At 34.7% G+C, this 20,040-nt stretch carries 10 protein-coding genes and 1 tRNA gene; 6 read left to right on the top strand and 5 right to left on the bottom strand.

Annotated features, from left to right (window positions below; translation table 11 throughout):
* From VB264_RS01160 to VB264_RS01145, 4 genes are all read right to left on the bottom strand, one after another.
* A complete protein-coding gene (locus VB264_RS01160; RefSeq protein ID WP_323246173.1) occupies window positions 1–1,872 on the bottom strand; it encodes an AAA family ATPase in 1,872 nt (623 codons plus the stop codon).
* Window positions 1,873–1,876: 4 nt separating this feature from the next.
* Window positions 1,877–5,449, bottom strand: coding sequence for an Eco57I restriction-modification methylase domain-containing protein (locus VB264_RS01155; RefSeq protein ID WP_323246172.1), 3,573 nt, complete (start codon window positions 5,447–5,449; stop codon window positions 1,877–1,879).
* A gap of 4 nt (window positions 5,450–5,453) precedes the next feature.
* Window positions 5,454–8,783, bottom strand: a complete 3,330-nt coding sequence (locus VB264_RS01150; RefSeq protein WP_323246171.1) for a helicase-related protein — start codon at window positions 8,781–8,783, stop codon at window positions 5,454–5,456.
* Between the two features lie 130 nt (window positions 8,784–8,913).
* Window positions 8,914–8,987, bottom strand: a tRNA-Asp gene (locus VB264_RS01145).
* Window positions 8,988–9,105: 118 nt separating this feature from the next.
* Between VB264_RS01145 and VB264_RS01140 the strand changes: the two genes are divergently transcribed.
* Both VB264_RS01140 and dapF read left to right on the top strand, forming a co-directional pair.
* Window positions 9,106–9,627 (top strand): DinB family protein, encoded by a 522-nt coding sequence (locus VB264_RS01140; RefSeq protein ID WP_323246170.1) that lies wholly within the window; start codon window positions 9,106–9,108, stop codon window positions 9,625–9,627.
* Window positions 9,628–9,664: 37 nt separating this feature from the next.
* Window positions 9,665–10,441 (top strand): diaminopimelate epimerase, encoded by a 777-nt coding sequence (gene dapF, locus VB264_RS01135; protein WP_323246169.1) that lies wholly within the window; start codon window positions 9,665–9,667, stop codon window positions 10,439–10,441.
* 1 nt (window position 10,442) lies between these two features.
* Here dapF and VB264_RS01130 read toward each other — a convergent pair whose 3' ends face one another.
* Window positions 10,443–14,972 carry a translocation/assembly module TamB domain-containing protein gene (locus VB264_RS01130; RefSeq protein WP_323246168.1) on the bottom strand — a complete coding sequence of 1,510 codons (4,530 nt, stop codon included), beginning with the start codon at window positions 14,970–14,972 and terminating at the stop codon, window positions 10,443–10,445.
* A gap of 124 nt (window positions 14,973–15,096) precedes the next feature.
* Here VB264_RS01130 and tsaD point away from each other — a divergent pair, with 124 nt between their 5' ends.
* The 4 genes from tsaD to VB264_RS01110 all read left to right on the top strand — a co-directional run bounded on the left by tsaD (window position 15,097) and on the right by VB264_RS01110 (window position 20,027).
* Window positions 15,097–16,095, top strand: coding sequence for a tRNA (adenosine(37)-N6)-threonylcarbamoyltransferase complex transferase subunit TsaD (gene tsaD / locus VB264_RS01125; protein WP_323246167.1), 999 nt, complete (start codon window positions 15,097–15,099; stop codon window positions 16,093–16,095).
* Between the two features lie 120 nt (window positions 16,096–16,215).
* A complete protein-coding gene (locus tag VB264_RS01120; protein WP_323246166.1) occupies window positions 16,216–17,328 on the top strand; it encodes a DEAD/DEAH box helicase in 1,113 nt (370 codons plus the stop codon).
* A 127-nt stretch (window positions 17,329–17,455) separates the two neighbouring features.
* Window positions 17,456–18,724 carry a DEAD/DEAH box helicase gene (locus VB264_RS01115; RefSeq protein WP_323246165.1) on the top strand — a complete coding sequence of 423 codons (1,269 nt, stop codon included), beginning with the start codon at window positions 17,456–17,458 and terminating at the stop codon, window positions 18,722–18,724.
* A gap of 358 nt (window positions 18,725–19,082) precedes the next feature.
* Window positions 19,083–20,027 carry a 3-oxoacyl-ACP synthase III family protein gene (locus VB264_RS01110; protein ID WP_323246164.1) on the top strand — a complete coding sequence of 315 codons (945 nt, stop codon included), beginning with the start codon at window positions 19,083–19,085 and terminating at the stop codon, window positions 20,025–20,027.
* The last annotated feature ends 13 nt before the right edge of the window (window positions 20,028–20,040 follow it).

Genomic DNA, 20,040 nt, shown 5'->3' with positions numbered 1-20,040 from the left:
TTAAAATGTTCTAAGTGTACCTAATTTTTCTCCTGTTGAAGAAATTATAATTTCTTGCCAAAAGTCATTATTCTTTGCTTGGTCAGAGTTATTCCACCATTTCTCGTAAAAATCTTTGATATTAATATAGTCATGACATATTTTTTGATGCTTTGTCCCATCTTTAAATAACTGATAATTTACGAATACTTTACCTAAAAAACTTTCCTTATTTTTTTCTTTTATCAATACAAGTGGCTCATAAATAGTGATTTGAGCTTTCCATAAATTAGTACCATCGTGCATTTCAAAAGTTAAGATACTTTCAGCTTCTAAAATAGTTCTAAAATTAATTTTGTCTAATTCCTCGAAGGTCTGAAAAGCCTTTTTTAATTCTGTTCTAAATCTCGGTACGTCATAAGAATCGTGACTTAATACATTAAAAATAAACTTTCGATGCTGATCTAAAGCTTTAAAAAGCTCTTCTGTCAACTTGTTTTGTTTTGCGTACTCTATACACGAAATGATTAACCCATTCAAATCTTTTTCTTCAAAATCCTTTCCCAATTGTCGTCTTCTTGGTAAAAAATCCCTACAAAATCTTTCGGTTTCTTTTCTTAGGTAATTACCTGCGGCTTCATAATCTAATTTGAAATAATGCACTCTGGCTCGCTCTATGTATCGCTTGTATTGGGTTATATACGGCTTAATAATTGTAGAAGTTGTGTCTTCGTACATTTCATAGTTAATCCATTCTCTTGACTGTCCTTTTGTTTTAATTTTATGTTGTACTAACTGGGCAAATTGTGCATCATGAGTTAGTATAATCAACTGAAATTTTTGAGCATATTTATTCAGTAATAATTCTAATACAACATCTCTATTTTCCATATCAAGGCTAATCAGAAGGTCGTCTAATACCAAAACCTGAAAATCTACCCCATCAACATAGTCAAGTCTTATTCCTAATAAAGCCAATCGAATAGCAAGACCAATCGAGGTCGTTTTAGCTTCATTTAAAAAGGTGTGTGGTTTTTTAACTGCATTATCCCATGTAAAATATTTTGGGATAGAAAGTTTTATTTGAGGGACTCCAATTGGTTCGTCACTTTCTCGTCCTGATAGTTGGCCACTTCCTTGATAAACTCTAAATTTTTGAATACACTTTAATTCAAAATGTATTTGTGTATAGCCTAAATCGTTTTGTAAAAGCTGATTTCCATCAACATTCACTCTTTGTGTAATTCGGCTAATTTCATTTACAAATGCTCTAAGGTTATCTGCATATTCTTTTTTGAGACGATTTTTATCATCTTCAGAAGTTATTTTACTCAAATCAACAGTGCCTTGTTCTAAATCTTCCCATATCTCATTGAAGTCATTACTACTTTTATTTTGAGTATGAATTAGTGGGATTAAATTAGAAGTTTTTACATATGGAAAGACTTCCTTCACAAAAAGACTAAACAAATCTATTTCATTTGAGTGACGGACATCACTTAGACGAAGCATAAATCGATAGTTTATGAAATCAGAACCTCTTGCAGAAGAATCAGCTAAATCTCTAAAATTGTTTTTAATACTAAAATTGTTATGAGCAATTCGGTATTTTTTTCCCCCACTTAATGTCATTTCGACAAATGAATCAGTATGCTTTGCCGCATGTAAATTCAAAAGGGAATTATCATTAGTATTCTCAAAATATTTATTTTGCTCTTCATCCGACTTATAAACTGCCTCCAAAAGTGTATATAAAGCCCAATAAATTGAGCTTTTGCCGCTGCCATTTTCGCCATAAAGCAATAGGTGTTTGCCTTCTATTTTTATAGGCTCGTTATCGGCAAAAAATTTAAAATAGTTAATGTGTAGTTCTTGTATAGGTTTATTTCCCATTTTGTTAGATAGTATTGCTTAGAATTTTGCCAACGGTATCAGGTAATTTAATATTTGTCATGGCTAAACATTTTCTTACAGGACTGCCAGGTTTTTGAATATTCAAGAAAACCTCTCCAATAATGTCTTTTTGTTTATCAGGCTCAAGTTTATCAATGTCTTTTATTTCCAAAACTGGTTTCATGGCTACTCCTTTTTCTATCATCTCTTCTTCAAAATATAGCTCACATATCAAATGATTCATCACATCTTCAAAAAAACCTGCTACTTGTTTGTTATCAGCATAGGGGTTCACTCGTTCATTTGTTGAGTCATATAAATAAAGTAAGTAATCAGCTATAATTGAGATGTTACGCTCTTCAATTTCCGATGGTATTTTAATTGGAATTTCTTCAAATACCACTTTATTAATCTCTCTTGAATTGCCTTGTAATTCTGGGAAGTTTTCTTCAAAAGCATAGCGAAACAACTTTGAGTTTAATACTCCTAACAGATATTTAAGCTTTTCTCCTGTCATAATAAAGCACTTTTGATTAGTGTAGAATCCTTTATCATCATAAGCAAAAGAAATATCTTTTACCATATTGGGATAAATGATTTTAGGTTTTTCAAAGTCTTCTAAATAAGCACAGTTTCTTAGGTTTGTCCAATGGTCTCCTTGGTCTGACCTTTTTATCAATTCGATTTTGAAAGCTGTAAGATGTTCATAAACAGATTGATAATCCGTTTGTACATTAATCCTTGATACTTTTTTCTCTTTGATACCATTGTGGACATTTATCATCCATAAATCAGAAAACTCAAAACCGTAACGTCCAACATCTCTACCTCTCAATAATGGCTTGATTATCTCTTGGTTGCGAATATCTTTTTCAATTAGTTCATTTTTTTTAGTTCTATCAATAATAAATGCTTCATTAAAGCCTGTTAGAACACCTCTATTAATGTTAATATTCCAATTTTTCAACTTCAAACCTTTAGCTTCTATTTTTTGTTTTAGTTCATAGCGAGTACGTTCCAAAATTACCCAAGCGGTGTCTGGCTGTGATTTGAGGGTAATATGATTCTTTTCAAAATAATGATTCAGATTTTTAACTGCATATTGTGTACGTCTCGTTAATCGTAATGCACACAGAGTATTCGTATTTTTTTGCTTACGATATGCCAGAATAGTGGTAAGAACCGTTGCAGACTCAAAAATTTGGCAATCAGAAAGGTCAATTAATTTAAGTGGCTCAGTTTCCTCTCTAAAAAACTTCCTTAAAGATTGACCATAATTTGAGCGTAGCCACGAGCTACCTGTGATATAAACCAAAACTCCACCAGAGCGTAACATTTTTTGTCCACGTTCATAGAACAGGGCATAAATATCCCCTGTCGATTCATAAGTTTTGTATTGAGTCGCTAATTCTTTCAGTTGAGGTTGTTTACTAATTGAAAAATAAGGGGGATTCCCAATCACAATATCAAAGCCACCCTCATCGAATACTTCTCTAAAGAATAAACGCCACAAGAAAAAAGGTTTTTCGTGTGGTTTTTTTTGAAGTTCTAATACTTTTCGTTCTCTTTCATCAAATTTGTGGTATTGCTCAACCCAAGTCTTGTATCGTTTCATTTCCTTAGACTTCTCGTTAATTCTGCCTGTAACTCCTTGTTCTTCCCAAAGTTTTTCCTGCTTTTCAATCTTAACTCGATAGTCTAATTTTTCACGCTCAAAAGAAGTATGAATTTTTTGATTGATTTTATCATCAATCTTTTTCTTGATTTCTGATTTGGATGAATTACTTCTTTTAGGGTCAAAGTAATGATGAATTAATGAAGTAAGGTCACTTCTTGAAGCAGCATCAAATATTAGTACAGACTGAGTAATACCTCCAAAAAGCTGTAGCTGGTCTTTTTGTTCTAATACTACCTCGTCATCGTCATTATCAGTACCAATTTTACTTAAATCAACACCTTCAAAAGTATCAAATAAGCTATTGCCTTGCATAATTTTATAATCAAGATTTGGCAAAGGTCTTGGACTCTCTTCATCTACTACCAATGCTAACCAAAACCTTAAACGAGCAATGTCAACAGCCCCCTTATCTAAATCAATACCGTAAATTGAGTTTTCAATGATACTAAGCTTTATTTCAGCAGCATCAAACTTATTAGTATTTAAGTATGGAAAAATAAAGCGTTTAGCTTCAAAGATTTCTTGTAAAATACCAATTGGAAATGCCCCAGAGCCAATAGCAGGGTCGCAAACCCTAACCTTGCTAAGTAGCTTATCTAATTTATGGGCATTATCTTTTTTCTTTAAAAACTCAGAAATAGTTTTTTCTCTAATAAAGTTTTGAATGGTTGCTTCTGAAGGAAAGTGAGGGCTTAAGTATTGTGTCAAAGCTTCTTGACACATAAACTGAACAATCTCTTTAGGAGTATAAAAAGCACCTTTGTCTTTATTTTCTTCGAGAAGATTTTCAAAAATATGCCCAAGCATTTCGGGGTCAATACCTACTTCCGCATCATCAGGGCTATTTTCGTCAATGGTAAAATTAAACTTTTCAAAGAAATCAAACAGTTCTGAAAAGCAGCTTTCGGGGAAGTTAAAATGATTCGTTTCAGGAGCATCATTATCAAAAAGCCCACCATTCAGATAAGGTACTTTTGTTCCTGTGGGTTTAAATACATCATTATCATTTTTTCTATCTTTATTAAGGGTATTGAAAAATAGCTCAACCAAATAATCAGAATAGAATCTTGATTTATCCGAGGCATTTTGAAATAAATGCTTGATAAATTCGCTATCTCCATTTTTCCAATCATGATGGTTGGGAGCTACACCCATCCAACCTTTTTTCTGTAAAAAGTATAAGAAAACGATACGTCCTAACAATTTTTTAGCAAAATCACGGATAGGTTTTTCTTGCTTATTAATATCCGTTTGTTCAGTATCTTTTAAAATATCATAGTATTCAGGCTGATTTTTGATGAATAACCAAAATCTTTCGTAGTTGTCTTTATAACCTTTAAAAAATTCTTTATTGAGTTTGTCAACATTGAAAGCCTCGTATAAATCGTTGAGTGAAATCGGTTTTTCGTTCAAAAACCAAAAACGTTCAGTTGCTGTACGTGTAGGTTCATTTTTACCTAATACATAAGTATATCTTTTTCTTGATTTTTTCTCTTCTGTAGTTTTTCTTTCAATTTCTAAAGTGTCTTCATTTAAGACGTTGATGTCTGAAATAAATGAGAATCTCCATTTTTGTTGGGTATAATCTACAAATACCACTAAGGCAGCATCTACATTATATTTATAGATACTTTCTAAGATTTTCTTTACCCCAACTTTATTCGACTCAATCTTGACATTTTGTTTTAGATAGACTACAAAAAGTCCAACAGTTTTTTTATCAATGGTCTTAAAATTACCAATTTCAGAGGCATGGATAGCTAGGTCATTTTCTGGTAGTGATACAGTTATTTCCTTTGCAAATAAATTTCTAACACCAAACACCTCTACAAGTATATCTATCCAAGATAATATATCAAAAGGGCTTGATAAAATGGTTTGCAGTTCTTGTTTATTCATAATTTTAAGCGATAAAAGTTTCAGAAATTACAATGTCGGGTTCAATGATGATGGGTAAAGAGTTTGTTATTACACCAAATTCTTCCTCTTCGTTTTGTTCCGATACTTTGTACTTTTTTGCTAACAGCAGAATCAAATTATCTCCTTGAGCAAATGTAATTTCTTTTTTATTTATTTTTCTGGCTAATTGGCGAACCTCGTTTGGGAGTGGTGTATATGTGCCTTTTTCAATTAATTCAATGAGTTTGTCACAATCGTTCTTGACATCTTTATTTTTGGTAAAGGTTGCCTTATAATCTCTTAAAAACTTACGAGCCTGTGCAGTTACAGCATCCGCTTTGTCATTACTACTAACTTTCTCTGTATTAGCACCCAAAAAATCACGTTCAAAAGCCTCAAGCGAAGCTCTTACTTGTGTGTAGTGCGTATCGGGCAATGGTAATGCTGGTTCTGTAGCATCAGCTTCAAAGTATTTAGCAACTTCCAGAAAAGTAAGAGCAGATACTTTGTTTTGATAATCTATTTTATAGAACTCTAATTTGTAAGCAGATTTCAAGAATACAACAGAAGAGTTTTGTGTTTCTTTATTACCACGTCGTCCAGTTCTGGCTTTAAGTGGTAAGTTTTCAATACGCTTAAACTCTCTAGGATTCAAGTCTTTATACTCACGAATAAATTTAAGGTATTTTAGTCTAAGGTCTTCATCATCTGGCAATCCTTCTTCAAATAGTTTAAACTGTTCTACTAGTTCTTCATGGGTGAAAATCTGAGCATCTTCACCAAAAGTAGAGTGAAAGCCTTGCAACTTAACCAAGGCTTTGTTGTATAATTTTATTTCTTCATCGCCCTGCTGAGATGGGTAATAGTTATAGTTAAAAATAGTACCAGCCAGACTACCAATACGGTTCACACGTCCTATTCGTTGCATCAAACGAGTTGCATTCCACGGAGTATCATAATTGACGATTACATTTGCACGATGCAAGTTTACTCCTTCTGCCAATACATCAGTGGTGATGATTATTTGATAGTCATCTTTCTGTTTGGCTAAATCACGGTTTGCATCAAAGTTTTCAAGAATGGTTTCAAAGATTTTACTTCTGTTATCAGACGAAACACAAAGAATATTCAGGTTGATATTCTCCTTGAGTTTTTCGGTCAAATAATTAGCCGTGTCGGTACTTTCTGTAAATACTACCAACTTACCAGTAGGATTAATGTCTTTTCTTAAAAACTCATTGTTCAGATTGTCGATGAAGGCATTTAATTTAGGGTCTTTATTCACATCATCCCAATAATTGACCAATTCAGAAAGTAATCTATAGTCACTTTTTAGACCATTAATAAGACTAATCAAGATTGGGTCAGTATTACTGATAGGTTGTTCTATAAATTCTTCAGGACTAAATATATTATTCCTTGGGTTTTTTTGTGACAGTGCATCAATCAATAGTTCTATCTCTTCTACACTTGTGCCTTTTTCTTGTAAATCATTGATTCGTAGGTCTGGAGCAATAAGGATTCTTTCATTTTCAAACATCTCAATCATGCGAGCAGTAGCAGTTTTGAGATTATTTAATGAAATCTTAAAAGCATGAAAACTACTTTCCAAACGTTTGACCATCAACGTTTTCATGATACTTGCTAATGACCTTGATACCAATTCTGCTTGAGTATAGCCACATTCCTCTTGTTTCTCTCTCGTCAAGAAACGTATCGCTTGATACCGATAGTAATGTATATCTTCAGTTAGATACATCACTGTTCTAATGAAAAGCTTATTTAGTTTGCCATCGAGCTGATAAATTTTAGCTTTGGGAGCTGCAATTTCAGGAAATATGATACCCTGTTCTTTTAAATCTTTTTGATAACTGGGAAAGTTAAGTAAGTTTTTTCTTGTACGTCGTACCGTCACAGGTTCAACTACACGAGTACGAATTTGTGTGTACAATTCTCTAATTCTATCCATATTAGGACTATCACTAGCGATAATTTCCCTGTATTCTCTGATTATAGGGCCAAAGAAACTTTGCAAATTAGTTTCTGGCAATGTACTACGACGTGCATCTTGGAACAATTGTAGCAAATAATATAAATCTTGAGGACGGTTGTTTAGTGGAGTTGCTGAAATCAAGACAACCTTTTTACGATTATCATCAATTAAGCCATCTCCAGTTCTTGGAGCTTTACAAATTCTTTGTAATTGACTGAACATCTGAGAAGTATGATTTCGGTATCTGTGAGCCTCATCAACCAAAATCAAATCATACTCTTCTTTTGCCCAATATTTAGGGTCTTTTTCCTCCAAAATTTTATCTAAACGACCATTTGTAATGAACTTAGTATGTTTATCAATTTTGAATTGTTTGAATGTTTCAACCCAGTTTTTTTCAAGTGCTGGAGGATAAATAACGAGAATTTTGGTATTGACAGAGCCATTGGCAATCAAAAAACGCTTGGCAATCATAGTGGCAATGATTGTTTTACCCAAACCAACAACATCAGCCAAAAAGAAGCCATTATGCACCATCAACATTTGAAATGCCTGATTTACGGCTTCAACTTGGTAACTTAGTTTTTTGAAGTTTTGAGGTAAATCTCCAACTGTGTCGGGGTCATAGTCAATGTTTTTACCAAAATATTCAATTAAAAATTTTATATAGAGTTCAAAAGGAGTAAACGTTTGTCCTATATGAGTTTTTTGTTTAAATACCTCAATATCAGCAGGAAGAATAGGAGTGGATTTCTTCCAAAGTATTTCAAATTCATCTTTAGTAAACTTTACATCATCATAATCTTTCAGTGCAATATTTAATTCGTAGTTTGGACTTTGCTTAGTACCTAATCCTGCATCTGTTAGGTTGGAAGAACCCATAATTACCCATCCATCTGAGTGTTCAGAGTGGTTTTCAGGTAATAACAAATAGAATTTTGCATGAATAGTTTGATGATTTGAGGCTCTTACTTCTATTTTCCCATCAATCAAGTCATTGATAAATTGTAAAACTCCGTTTTCAACTTCCTCAGAATATTTAGCCTCTTTAATGTCTTGAATAAACCATTTTAGAAATTCATTTTTTGTACGATTGTCATCTCCAAAGAATAGCATTCCCTTTCTTTGTGCCTCTGCAAAAATAGAATCTACATTTATTCCCACTAAAATTTTTACACTAGGAAGGTTTTTTAGGTATGGTTGAAGAGCGAAGTAACCAGAAGAACGAAAGTAACCAACGACAGCATGAAAAGCATACAAGTCTTTCATTTGTTCAAAAATTCCTTTGAATTTATCGAATAGATTTCGTTCGTAACTATTGGTGAAAAACTTGGTGGGCATCTGGATATATTTAAAATTTAGTTTAGCCAAATTTAGTTAAAACACTTGGGAAAATTAGAATTAATTCCAGAATTTGTAGAAGATTTGAAGCTTTTTAAACCAAAAAAGCACCCATTTCTGAGTGCTTTTGCGGTCTGGACGGGACTCGAACCCGCGACCCCATGCGTGACAGGCATGTATTCTAACCAACTGAACTACCAAACCTTTTTACAATTTTAACAACTTGTTAACTTTTTGTTATCCCGTTGTTTTATTGTGATGCAAAATTAGTCGTTTTATTTTAGAATACAATACCTTTGTAAAAAAAAAATCAAAAAAAATAATGAGAAAACCTTTTGAAAACGAGTTTCCTGATGGTAAGTATTTTTCTTTTTATATAGAAAAGGTTGAAAGTCAAAATGTTATTGAGGCACTTACAGTGCAGAAAGATGTCGTAAAAAAATTATATAAAAATTTGTCAGAAGAGCAAAAAATGTATCGATATGCTGTTGGAAAGTGGACTCCACAACAAATTTTAGGTCACCTCACCGATACAGAACGCATTTTTGGCTACCGAGCTTTAGCAATTGCTAGGGGTGAAAAACAATCTTTACCCAGTTTTGATGAAAATGAATACATGGATGCCTCTGATTTTAATGAACAGCCTTTTGAATCTTTGTTAGAACAGTATCGTTTAGTAAGAGAAAGCTCTATCGCCCTGTTTTCGTCTTTCTCTGAAGAAGTAGCGTCGAGGATTGGAATAGCGAATGGAAATGCAGTTTCGGCAAGGGCTTTGGTTTGGATGATTGCTGGTCATGAACGCCACCATTTGAATATATTAAAAGAGCGTTATAATATTGCGTAGATTTTTAAGGAATATACAACAGTAGAATAGATTTAAGATGAAGTTTTATAAATATCAAGGTACTGGTAATGATTTTGTGGTGGTAGATGACCGTTCACAAACGTTTCCTATTTCACAAGAATTGATTGCCCATTTATGTCATCGTCGTTTTGGGATTGGTGCAGATGGTTTAATGCTCTTGCAAGAAGCAGAAGGCTATGATTTTAGAATGGTTTACTTCAATGCCGATGGTACAGAGGGTTCAATGTGTGGGAATGGTGGTAGATGCTTAGTACGTTTTGCCCATGATTTAGGTATTATTGGTAATTCTACCACATTCATTGCCGTTGATGGCGAACATGAGGCGAAGGTGACAAAGGAGGTGATTTCATTAAAAATGATTGATGTCAACCAAATAGATAAAACACCTGAATATGATTTTATGAATACTGGCTCGCCACACTATGTAACGTATGTGAGTGATTTGACTAACTATGATGTATTTAATACTGGCAAGACTATACGTTATGGTGAACCTTTTGTAAGCAAGGGGGGAACGAATGTGAATTTTGTGGAGGTGACTGGCGAAAACGCTTTATCTGTACGTACGTATGAACGTGGTGTTGAAGATGAAACTTATGCTTGTGGAACAGGAGTGACGGCTTGTGCTTTATCTGCCAATATTCGTTTGGGCTTTGAAAATTTTGTAGATATAAAAGTAATAGGTGGACAGCTAAGAATTGAGTTCGAACGTACTGAAAACGGCTATCAAAACATATTCTTAATTGGCCCAGCCATTAGAGCTTTTGAAGGTGAAGTTGATTTGACCGTTTAGGCTACGGATTGATAATAACGGGCTCGTCTGTTTGGGCTAGTGGATTTCTAGCTTTTTTCCTATTAATAAATAAGTAGTTGAAACTTTTGGTGTATAGCAAACTAGCTCCACCCGACGTAAAAGTCTGATAGGTATTCAATGCCCCTAAAATGGATGTTTGAATATTTCTGTTATATGTTTTAAATCTCAGGCTTCCGTCTTTTGTAATAAACCATTCCAATGCCCAGTCGCCAATAAGTGATTGGGCATTTGTTTGATTGGTAGCCGTAGTAAATCCTCCGCTTCGTGTAATCCTAAAACGGTCGTTGAAATTATAAGAAAGCCTAAGTTGTAAATTATTGATTAAATCTTGGTTCAATCCATTACCATTGAGGGATAAGTCAACATTTAGGTTTTGGTCAATCTTAGAGAATACATTACTCAACTGATTAGATAAAAGTTCCGTTAAGTTACTGACTAAGTTAGCCGCTGCAAAGGCACTAGCATTCGTCTGCGAAACCATTTGTCCTAACAACAACACATTACTTACCTGTCTGTTTAGTTCTTGCTCATCCGTTTTCATCCTGTTTTCAAAAGCGGTAACAGCCGAATTGAAATCAGGGTTTTGAGGATAATCGTGCATTCTCAAATTAAACGAAATGGTTGGTTGTAACAACCTATCTTTTAAGTTAATCGTAATATCTACAGGATAGCGTCGAGTATAATCTGCTTTGCTACGCAATTCTTTCCCTCTACCCGTTGAATCTATTACTGAACCCAAATAGCTTAAATTTTGAGTATAAGCGGCACGAATATCAACAATGGCTTCGTATGGATTACCCGACCATGAGATTTTACTTCCCCGTTGAATATTAAACTTTTTATTGATAATGTTCTGAAACGTAAAGGTATAATCTCCACGCTCTATGTTATAATCACCCGTCATATCAAAGCCTCCTCTGGTATCCACTTTCAGGTTAATAATACCCGACCCATTCGCACGCATAATATCACCAGTTTGTTTGTCAAATTGTACTTCGCCATAAGCATCAGGTGTAATTTCAAAGTTGAAATCCATTTTAATACCACTGGTTGAGGTATTATTAAGGGCTAAGTTTTTATTAAGAGAATCTTTGGCAACTCTAGCACTCATGAATTCAATCTCTTCTTGGTTCCCAGCATCTTGGGCTTTATCAAGCGGAATATATAATTTTGTTCCTCGGTCACTTCTTAAGTCAGCTGAGATAGTCAAGTTATCAAACGTGCCTCCTAAGTTTAGTTTCCCCGTTGCGTAGGCGGTGCCATAATAGGTATCATTATCTCTTCTGGTGGTATTCAAAATTTTGAAACGATTCATCGTAGTCCCTAACTGAACGTTAAATGTCTTGTCACCATCAAAGAAAACACTGCCTTTCAACGTCCCTTTATTGCCTTCGTCGTCCGTAAGGCGAAGACTTTTTGCCCTTACTTCATCAGGCTCAAACGTGATTTTATCTTCAAAGTTCAATGTTGATTTAAGGTAGTCAAAGAAAAGCGTTCCTCTCTTAATATCAATTGCTCCTTCCAAAATTGGGTGCGAAGGTTTTCCAGAAACATTGATTGTACCAATGGCTACGCCACCAATTTTAGAGAAAAGTCCTTTCGTAAAAGGCTCTAAAATTTGCAGGTTTGTTTGGTTTAAGGTCGCTAATAAGTCTAGCGAATTTTCTGCTTGTTTAGGGTCATAAATACCTCTGATAGTCAATACTTGGTTCTGCAAACGTTCCAATGAATAGTTGATGTCAACCAATTGGCGTTCGTTATCAAAAATGCCATCACCCGTTACATTTCCAATCAAGAAATTATCAACATATAAATCTTTAATGCTCAGTCTACTATCAACGTTTATGTTTTTATAAATATTTTTTAAATCAACCTCGGCATTCACTAACCCTTTCATGTTTAATGAAATGATAGGTGCTAGGGTTTCTAATTGAAAATTTTTGGCTTTGAACGTTAGATTTTTGAGCGAATCTTCCGAAAGCGTGCCGTTTAAGGCTATCAGTTGGTCTAAATTGCTCAAGTATAAATCTTTCGCCGTGATTTCGTTACCAATAATTGTCAACGAGTTGTCTGGACTAATCTTCCAATCTTGATCTAATAAATGGAACTTAGAACGCTTGAATTGCAAGGCCAAGCCGTCTTGAATAAACTGTAACGTACCGTTCAAGTTTACTTGGTTGGTTGTTCCTTCTTGTTTAAGACCGCTCGTAAATCCAATTCTATCTACTGCCCACGACGCTTCAGCTTCGAGGTTAACGGTAGGGGCTAATACGCCAAGTTTTTGTTTTTTGGAATTCAGAATCAAAGACGCTAGTATTTCTGGCGTGTTATAAAATTTCGAACTATTCAAATCTATATCCGACTGATAGAAACGATATTTTTGTCCCAATACCAATGTATCTATTTTGGAACTAAGCGAAAAGGTAGACGTATTACTAATTCCGAAAGTACCTTCTATCAAAGTCTTTTTTGAAATATGACCATCGGGGTAATAAAAGCCCAATATTGGGTCAAAGTTTTTGAGGTAGAATTGATAGTCTATTTGATAATTCTGTGGCGGTGTTAATGGTTTTTTGGCATAGTATGCATTTCTAGTAGCTTCGTCACCCACAAAATAAATTTTATATTCCTCAACAAGAACCTTTAAATCATCGAAAGCCTGACTAGGTTTGAAATTGCCTTTGAAGTCTAAGTTTACTAAATCTGATTCGATATTCAATTTTCTTCCTATCTCTTCAATTGTTGAGGTAATATAAAGAGAATCGAGGATTAAGTTTCTTTTGTCTAGCGTAACATACGTATTGATAAACTTTGCCTTGCCTACTAATTCATCAATATTTTTCCCTTTTGATTGAACATCAAGGATGGTAGAAATCCGCCAGTCATCTTTGGTGAAATGAAGGTGTTTTAGGTTAGCTTTAGATAATTTACCCAGCATATCTACATCGCTTTTGCCATTGCGTAAATCTACTTTACTAAATACGTTAAGCACCAAGTTAGTATCTTTAACAGCAATTCTACCATCAAAAAGCTCTTTGGCTAGTTTACCATTAATATCAATATTCTTGTAATTATAATCGTTGTAAGTGATTTGCTTAACGGTTCCATCAAAATTTAAACTAGCATTTTTTAGTGAAAAGCCTATGCCCTCTATCTTGCCAGAAAGAGAGATGTCACCCAATGAGCCTGCATTTTCAATTAGTTTGCCTAATTTAAAATCTTCTAATTTCAATGAGCCTTTATAAGTAGAATTAGCTTCGTTAGCTTTTAAAACCATCGCTACATCCACATCCGATTTCCCTAAATCAGAGGTAATCAAGCCCGTCGTTTTAAAATTAGAAGTCGTCCCTTTGAACACTCCATCAAAAGTAATATTATTAAACTTTTCAATGGCTTTTACAGGGTCTTTTCCAATGTATTTTTCTAAGTCATTGACAAAAACATACGATTTTCGCATGTTGAAATCCATATCTGTTGTAGGAATATCAGGAAGTCCTTTAAACGAAAAATCACCCCGCAGCTTAGATTTTTGCCCGAAGTATAAATCAAAATTATGAAGTTTAAACTCATTTACCGTACCATCAAATTTGCCATTGAGGTAATACACATCTTTGTATTGATACATATCATTCACAAATCGAGCAATGTCGTTGGCTACTACTACTGAAGAGTCGAAATTAGCATGCATTTTTACTTTAGCATTCCAATGCTTAAAGTCTTTCTGACTTTTGAACGACATCACGATGTTATTCCTTATTACCGAATTATTCACTTTCAGTAATAAATCATCAAAACGCATCTGTGTATCCGAAATCAAGAAATGTGTTTTCAGTGTTTTAATCCTGAGGTCAGACGAACGGTCGTAGGCTTTTAGCGTTGTCTGAAAAGTAACAGTATCACGTATTAAAGTAAAATTCTTAAGATGTGCATTCAGTTCATGCAACTTGAAATGATAATGGTCGAATGATTTTCGGTCGTTCATATAGGGTTCCGACTCATCATTCATGCTAAAAATACCTTCTACAATATCAGCCTCACCAATGATAAAAGGAGTTGGTTTATGTTTAGGGTTTGGTGTAGGCGAAGCCGTCAATTTATTAATCCGACGAATAAATTCATCAATATTCAAATCTCCGTTTTTATCCGTTACCAAACCCACCTTCGGGTGATATAGCCTTACATAATCTAACCTTGTTTTGAGGGAATCCTGTAAAAGACTTTTTAATTGAAAATCAAGGTCGAGCTTTTCAATATCAATCATTTGGTGGTTCTGATAATCTTTTACTCTTACGCCTTCCAGCGTAGCTTCATCAAAAAAACGAATAGTTACTTTGTCGATTTCGATAGGATAGCCAAGGGCTTGAGAGATTTTAGGTGCGTAATATTGAGCAATTCTGGTTTGTAAATATGAACTCCTCAAAGCCAAAGACCCTAAAACAGCCAACAACAATAAGCCTACTACCGTGTAGAGAATTATTTTTGTCAGTATTTTAGAAACCTTTATGAACATTTATTTTTTACTATATTAAAACTGGTTGAATGCTAAGAACAAGATTTAGAAGGTACTATAGAATTACTAAGGTATTGGGTTTATATATGTTCTATCAACTAGCATTCATTATCTTTGCATTATTATGACAATCTTAGCAATCGAATCATCATGTGATGACAGCTCAGCGGCTGTAATTATTAACGGCAAACTTTGTTCCAACATTGTAGCAAGCCAAGCCATTCATACAAAATGGGGTGGGGTTGTACCTGAATTAGCAAGTCGTGCACATCAACAACACATTGTACCTGTTGTGGCAGAGGCACTTGAAAGAGCGAAGATAACAAAAAATGACCTAAATGCCATTGCTTTTACACGTGGACCGGGTCTTTTAGGTTCATTATTAGTAGGGGCTTCCTTTGCAAAAGCTTTAGCAATGGGTTTGAATATTCCTTTGATTGATGTTCACCACATGCAAGCGCACGTTTTGGCACATTTTATTGACGAACCCAAGCCAAATTTCCCCTTTTTATGTTTAACAGTAAGTGGCGGACATACGCAAATTGTTTTTGTACGTTCACCGTTAGAAATGGAAGTAATCGGCGAAACACAAGACGATGCGGTAGGAGAGGCCTTTGATAAAACAGCAAAACTGTTGAATTTACCTTACCCAGGAGGGCCATTGATTGATAAATATGCCAAAGAAGGAAACCCAGAAAGATTTCCGTTTCCAATGGTAGAAATGCAAGGCTTGAACTATTCTTTTTCAGGCATCAAAACGTCTTTCCTGTATTTTTTACAAAAAGAAATTAAACAAAATGCCAATTTTGTAGAGGAAAATATAGCAGATATTTGTGCTTCTATGCAGGCTACCTTGATAAAAATATTATTACAAAAACTCAAGAAAGCTGCTAAGCAATACAAAATCAAAGAAATTGCCATTGCGGGTGGCGTTTCGGCTAATTCTGGATTAAGAACAGCATTGCAAAAAATGGGCGAACAAGAAAACTGGAATGTATATATACCCGCTTTTCAATACTGCACAGATAATGCAGGAATGATAGCGATGGCGGCGCATTTTAAAGCAGAAAAAGGCGTATTTTGTTCACAAGATGTAAGCCCTTTGCCAAGAATGGCTTGGTAATTGTGCTTTATCTTTTTGGGGCTACAAGTAACCAAACTTGTAGCCCTTTTTTATATCATGTTCTGGCAAAGGGCTTCTTCATTAATATTTCCTTACCTTTGTCACTTAAAAAACACAATTTTGGCAACATTCAAAGAATTAGGCGTATCTGAACATTTCATCCAAGCAATGACTGAAATGAACATCAATAAGCCTACTGAAATACAGGAAAAAGCAATTCCATATTTATTAAAGAATCAAAACGATTTTATCGGACAAGCCCAAACAGGAACAGGTAAAACTGCTGCTTTTGGTTTGCCGCTACTGATGAAGGTCAATCCTAAATCAAAAGAAGTACAAGCATTGATATTAGCGCCCACGCGCGAACTATGTCAACAAATAGCCAAGCATTTGTTTAAACTGACAAAATATGCCCCTGACAAAATATTTGTTGAAGCAGTGTATGGAGGAGAAAAAATAGATATTCAGCTAAGGGCATTATCAAAACCAACGCAAATTATTGTAGCTACCCCAGGGAGGTTAATTGATTTACTAGCCAGAAAAGCGGTGAGTTTAACGGCTGTGAGAACCTTAATTTTGGATGAAGCCGACGAAATGCTAAGCATGGGTTTCAAAGATGAACTAGATAGCATTTTAAGACAAATACCTCATGATGGTACAAAATGGCTATTTTCGGCTACTTTGCCATCCGTTTTGCAAAAATTGATAGACACTTATATGTCTAAAAATACGCATACCGTTCAAGTTAGCAAAAGCGAAGTGGTGAATAACCTGATAGAACACCAATTTTTTGTGTGCGATGAACGCGAGAAATTTAATTATGTGCTACAGTTTTTGAATACGATGGGTGCTTCTACTGGCATTATTTTTTGTAGAACCAAAGTAGCGGTACAAACATTGACGAAGCAACTTGTCAGCAAAAATATAGCGGTAGATGCTATTCATGGAGATTTGCAACAAAGCGAGCGAGATAAAGTAATGCGTGCGTTCAAAAACCATAAATTAAAGATATTAGTAGCTACAGATATTTCTGCCCGAGGGATTGACGTTGATGATTTAGCGTATGTTATTCACTATCAATTACCTGACCAGCCAGAATATTACACTCACCGAAGTGGTAGAACTGCCAGAGCAGGAAAAAGAGGTATTTCGATTTGCTTTGTTAGCCAATCAGAGGTAAAAAGAATTTCAGAGTTTTCTAAATTGTTGAATATATCCTTTAGAAAATTGTAACAAATACTATTGTTTGTAACTAAACTGTAGTATTTAACGTTTATCATAAATAAACAACCATTTGATTTTTAGTGTTTTATATGCTCGTTTTGCATATCAAAACCTTTTCGTTTTTAACAACATTCTCATGTCATTTCAAGCATTAAATTTAATTGAACCTATCCAAAAAGCACTAGCTGAGGAAGGTTATAGTACTCCGACACCTATTCAAGCTCAAGCGATTCCAGCAATACTTCAAGGAAAAGATTTGTTAGGAGTAGCCCAAACAGGTACTGGCAAAACTGCGGCTTTTGCCATTCCTACGATACAACTTTTAACGCAACATCCTGTTCAACATCGTGCGAAGCGAACTATCAAAGCATTGATTGTTACGCCCACACGTGAATTAGCCATACAAATAGATGATAGTTTCAAAGCCTATGGACGATTTACAGGGCTTAAGCACACCGTAATTTTTGGTGGTGTAAAACAAGGGCGTCAGACAGATGTTTTACAAGATGGCGTGGATATTTTAGTAGCTACACCGGGTAGATTGTTAGATTTAATCAATCAGCGATTTATTACCCTGAAAGATATTCAAGTTTTTATCCTTGACGAAGCCGACCGTATGCTAGATATGGGTTTTGTACATGACATCAAGAAAATCTTAACTTTTCTGCCAGCCAAACGCCAATCGCTATTTTTCTCAGCTACAATGCCTCCAGAAATTCAAAAATTAGCGGATAATATTCTTTATAAGCCTGTTAAAGTAGAGGTAACACCCGTATCATCAACGGCAGATACCATCAAACAAGCTGTGTATTTTGTAGAAAAAGACCAAAAAAATGCTTTGTTGATGGATATTTTGAAAGATAAATCTATTGAAACGGTATTAGTTTTTACACGCACAAAACATGGTGCTGATAAAGTAGTAAAGGTATTGGCAAAACATGAGATTAAAGCGGAAGCCATTCATGGCAATAAAGCCCAAAATGCACGCCAAAGAGCTTTGGAAAACTTTAAAAACAAGACAACCAGAGTGCTTGTCGCTACTGATATTGCAGCCAGAGGGATTGATGTGGATAATTTAGCGTATGTCATCAATTTTGATATTCCGAATATTCCTGAAACTTATGTACATAGAATTGGACGTACGGGCAGGGCAGGAGCAAACGGTACAGCCTATTCTTTCTGTGATAGTGAAGAGAAAACCTTTTTAAGAGATATTCAAAAGCTAATTGCTAAAAACATTCCAGTAATTGAAGACCATGCTTTTAAAAATAGTAGTCCGAGAATATCAGCCCCGACTCCGACTCAAGTACGCCCTCAAGCTGCCCAAAAAGCACCTGCAAAATCAAGTGAGGTAAGCAACAAAAGCAAAAAAGTTTGGTTCAAGAAAAAGGCTGAATCGAGGTAGAAATAGGATGAAAAGTATTGACAGCACAATGATATATATCATTTTTTGAAAGAATCATCATTTTGAGGCTTCTAATGGATAAAACTTGTTGAATATAGCATTTAACTTTAGTTTTATGAGATTTATCCAAAAAACATGGAAATAGTACAAAAAAATACAGGATTTTATTAAGTAATAATTGTTTATTTCTAATAAATTGTTGTACTATGAAAAAACATTGAGTTCCTTTGTATTAGATTTAGACCCAAAATTTATTTTTTTGTGGTCATCAATGAAATCGGAATGCTCATAAAGTTATACCAAGTTCATTGTCAAGTGATTACGTTGATATTTACAAGAATAGACCAAAATAACCCAAATGTTTATAAACGCTATCGCAAGTTATTTGCCCGAACAAATTATTACCAACGCTTATTTTGAAGAATTAAATGGATTAACTGACGACTGGATTACCGAACGTACTGGCATTCGCCAACGTCGTAAGGCCTCAGCCGACGAGAATACGCATACAATGGCCATTCAGGCTGTGGATAAAATTAAAGAGAGTTTACCTTATGATATTGCTGAAGTTGATTTAATAGTTGGTGCAACTTATACTCCGTATGATAGTATTTTTACATTAGCTCATGCAATCCAACATCATATTAATGTTAGCGAAATACCAGTAGTTACTATTTCTTCTGCTTGTTCATCTTTGTTAAATGCCATTGAGATTGTTCAAGGATATTTTGCTCTTGGCAAAGCTACCAAAGCCTTGGTAGTGGCTTCTGAACACAATACTGCTTATAACAACGAAGACGATACCAAAGCAGGACATCTTTGGGGTGATGGAGCCGTTGTTGTTTCTATTTCCAAGGAACGTACAGCTGACAGCAACTGGGAAATTAAGGATTTATTAACTGGCGGAGCTGCCAATGTGGGTAAAGCATCTGAAAGTGTTACCTTGAAATTAAATCAAAAGGGACTTGTTATGCCTTTTGGTAGAGATGTATTTATCAACGCATGTACTTATATGCCTAAGGCGAGCTTACAAATCTTAGAAAGAAATAACCTTACAATTGAGGACGTAGCCTATATTGCTCCACATCAGGCAAATCTTAGAATTTCTAAAAATGTAGCGGGTACTTTGGGTGTTTCAGAAGACATTATGCTTTCTAATATTCAGTATTTAGGCAATACAGGTTGTGCAGGCTGTGCTATTGTTTTGGATGAACACAAAACAGAATTTAAAAAAGGAGAAAATATTATCGTAACTGTATTCGGTGGAGGATATTCTTATGGAGCGATGTTAATTACAATTTAAGAATTTCAAAGAA

This window comes from Arcicella aquatica (genome assembly GCF_034928825.1).
Lineage (GTDB): Bacteria > Bacteroidota > Bacteroidia > Cytophagales > Spirosomataceae > Arcicella > Arcicella aquatica.
Note: the sequence above shows the minus strand (reverse complement) of the source record. Positions and strands in the feature narration are given on the sequence as shown.

Coding starts and splice junctions, on each gene's coding strand:
- VB264_RS01115 (WP_323246165.1), top strand. CDS start 17,456: ATGTCATTTCAAGCATTAAATTTAATTGAACCTATCCAAAAAGCACTA.
- dapF (WP_323246169.1), top strand. CDS start 9,665: ATGAAGTTTTATAAATATCAAGGTACTGGTAATGATTTTGTGGTGGTA.
- VB264_RS01150 (WP_323246171.1), bottom strand. CDS start 8,783: ATGCCCACCAAGTTTTTCACCAATAGTTACGAACGAAATCTATTCGAT.
- VB264_RS01110 (WP_323246164.1), top strand. CDS start 19,083: ATGTTTATAAACGCTATCGCAAGTTATTTGCCCGAACAAATTATTACC.
- VB264_RS01130 (WP_323246168.1), bottom strand. CDS start 14,972: ATGTTCATAAAGGTTTCTAAAATACTGACAAAAATAATTCTCTACACG.
- VB264_RS01140 (WP_323246170.1), top strand. CDS start 9,106: ATGAGAAAACCTTTTGAAAACGAGTTTCCTGATGGTAAGTATTTTTCT.
- tsaD (WP_323246167.1), top strand. CDS start 15,097: ATGACAATCTTAGCAATCGAATCATCATGTGATGACAGCTCAGCGGCT.
- VB264_RS01155 (WP_323246172.1), bottom strand. CDS start 5,449: ATGAATAAACAAGAACTGCAAACCATTTTATCAAGCCCTTTTGATATA.
- VB264_RS01160 (WP_323246173.1), bottom strand. CDS start 1,872: ATGGGAAATAAACCTATACAAGAACTACACATTAACTATTTTAAATTT.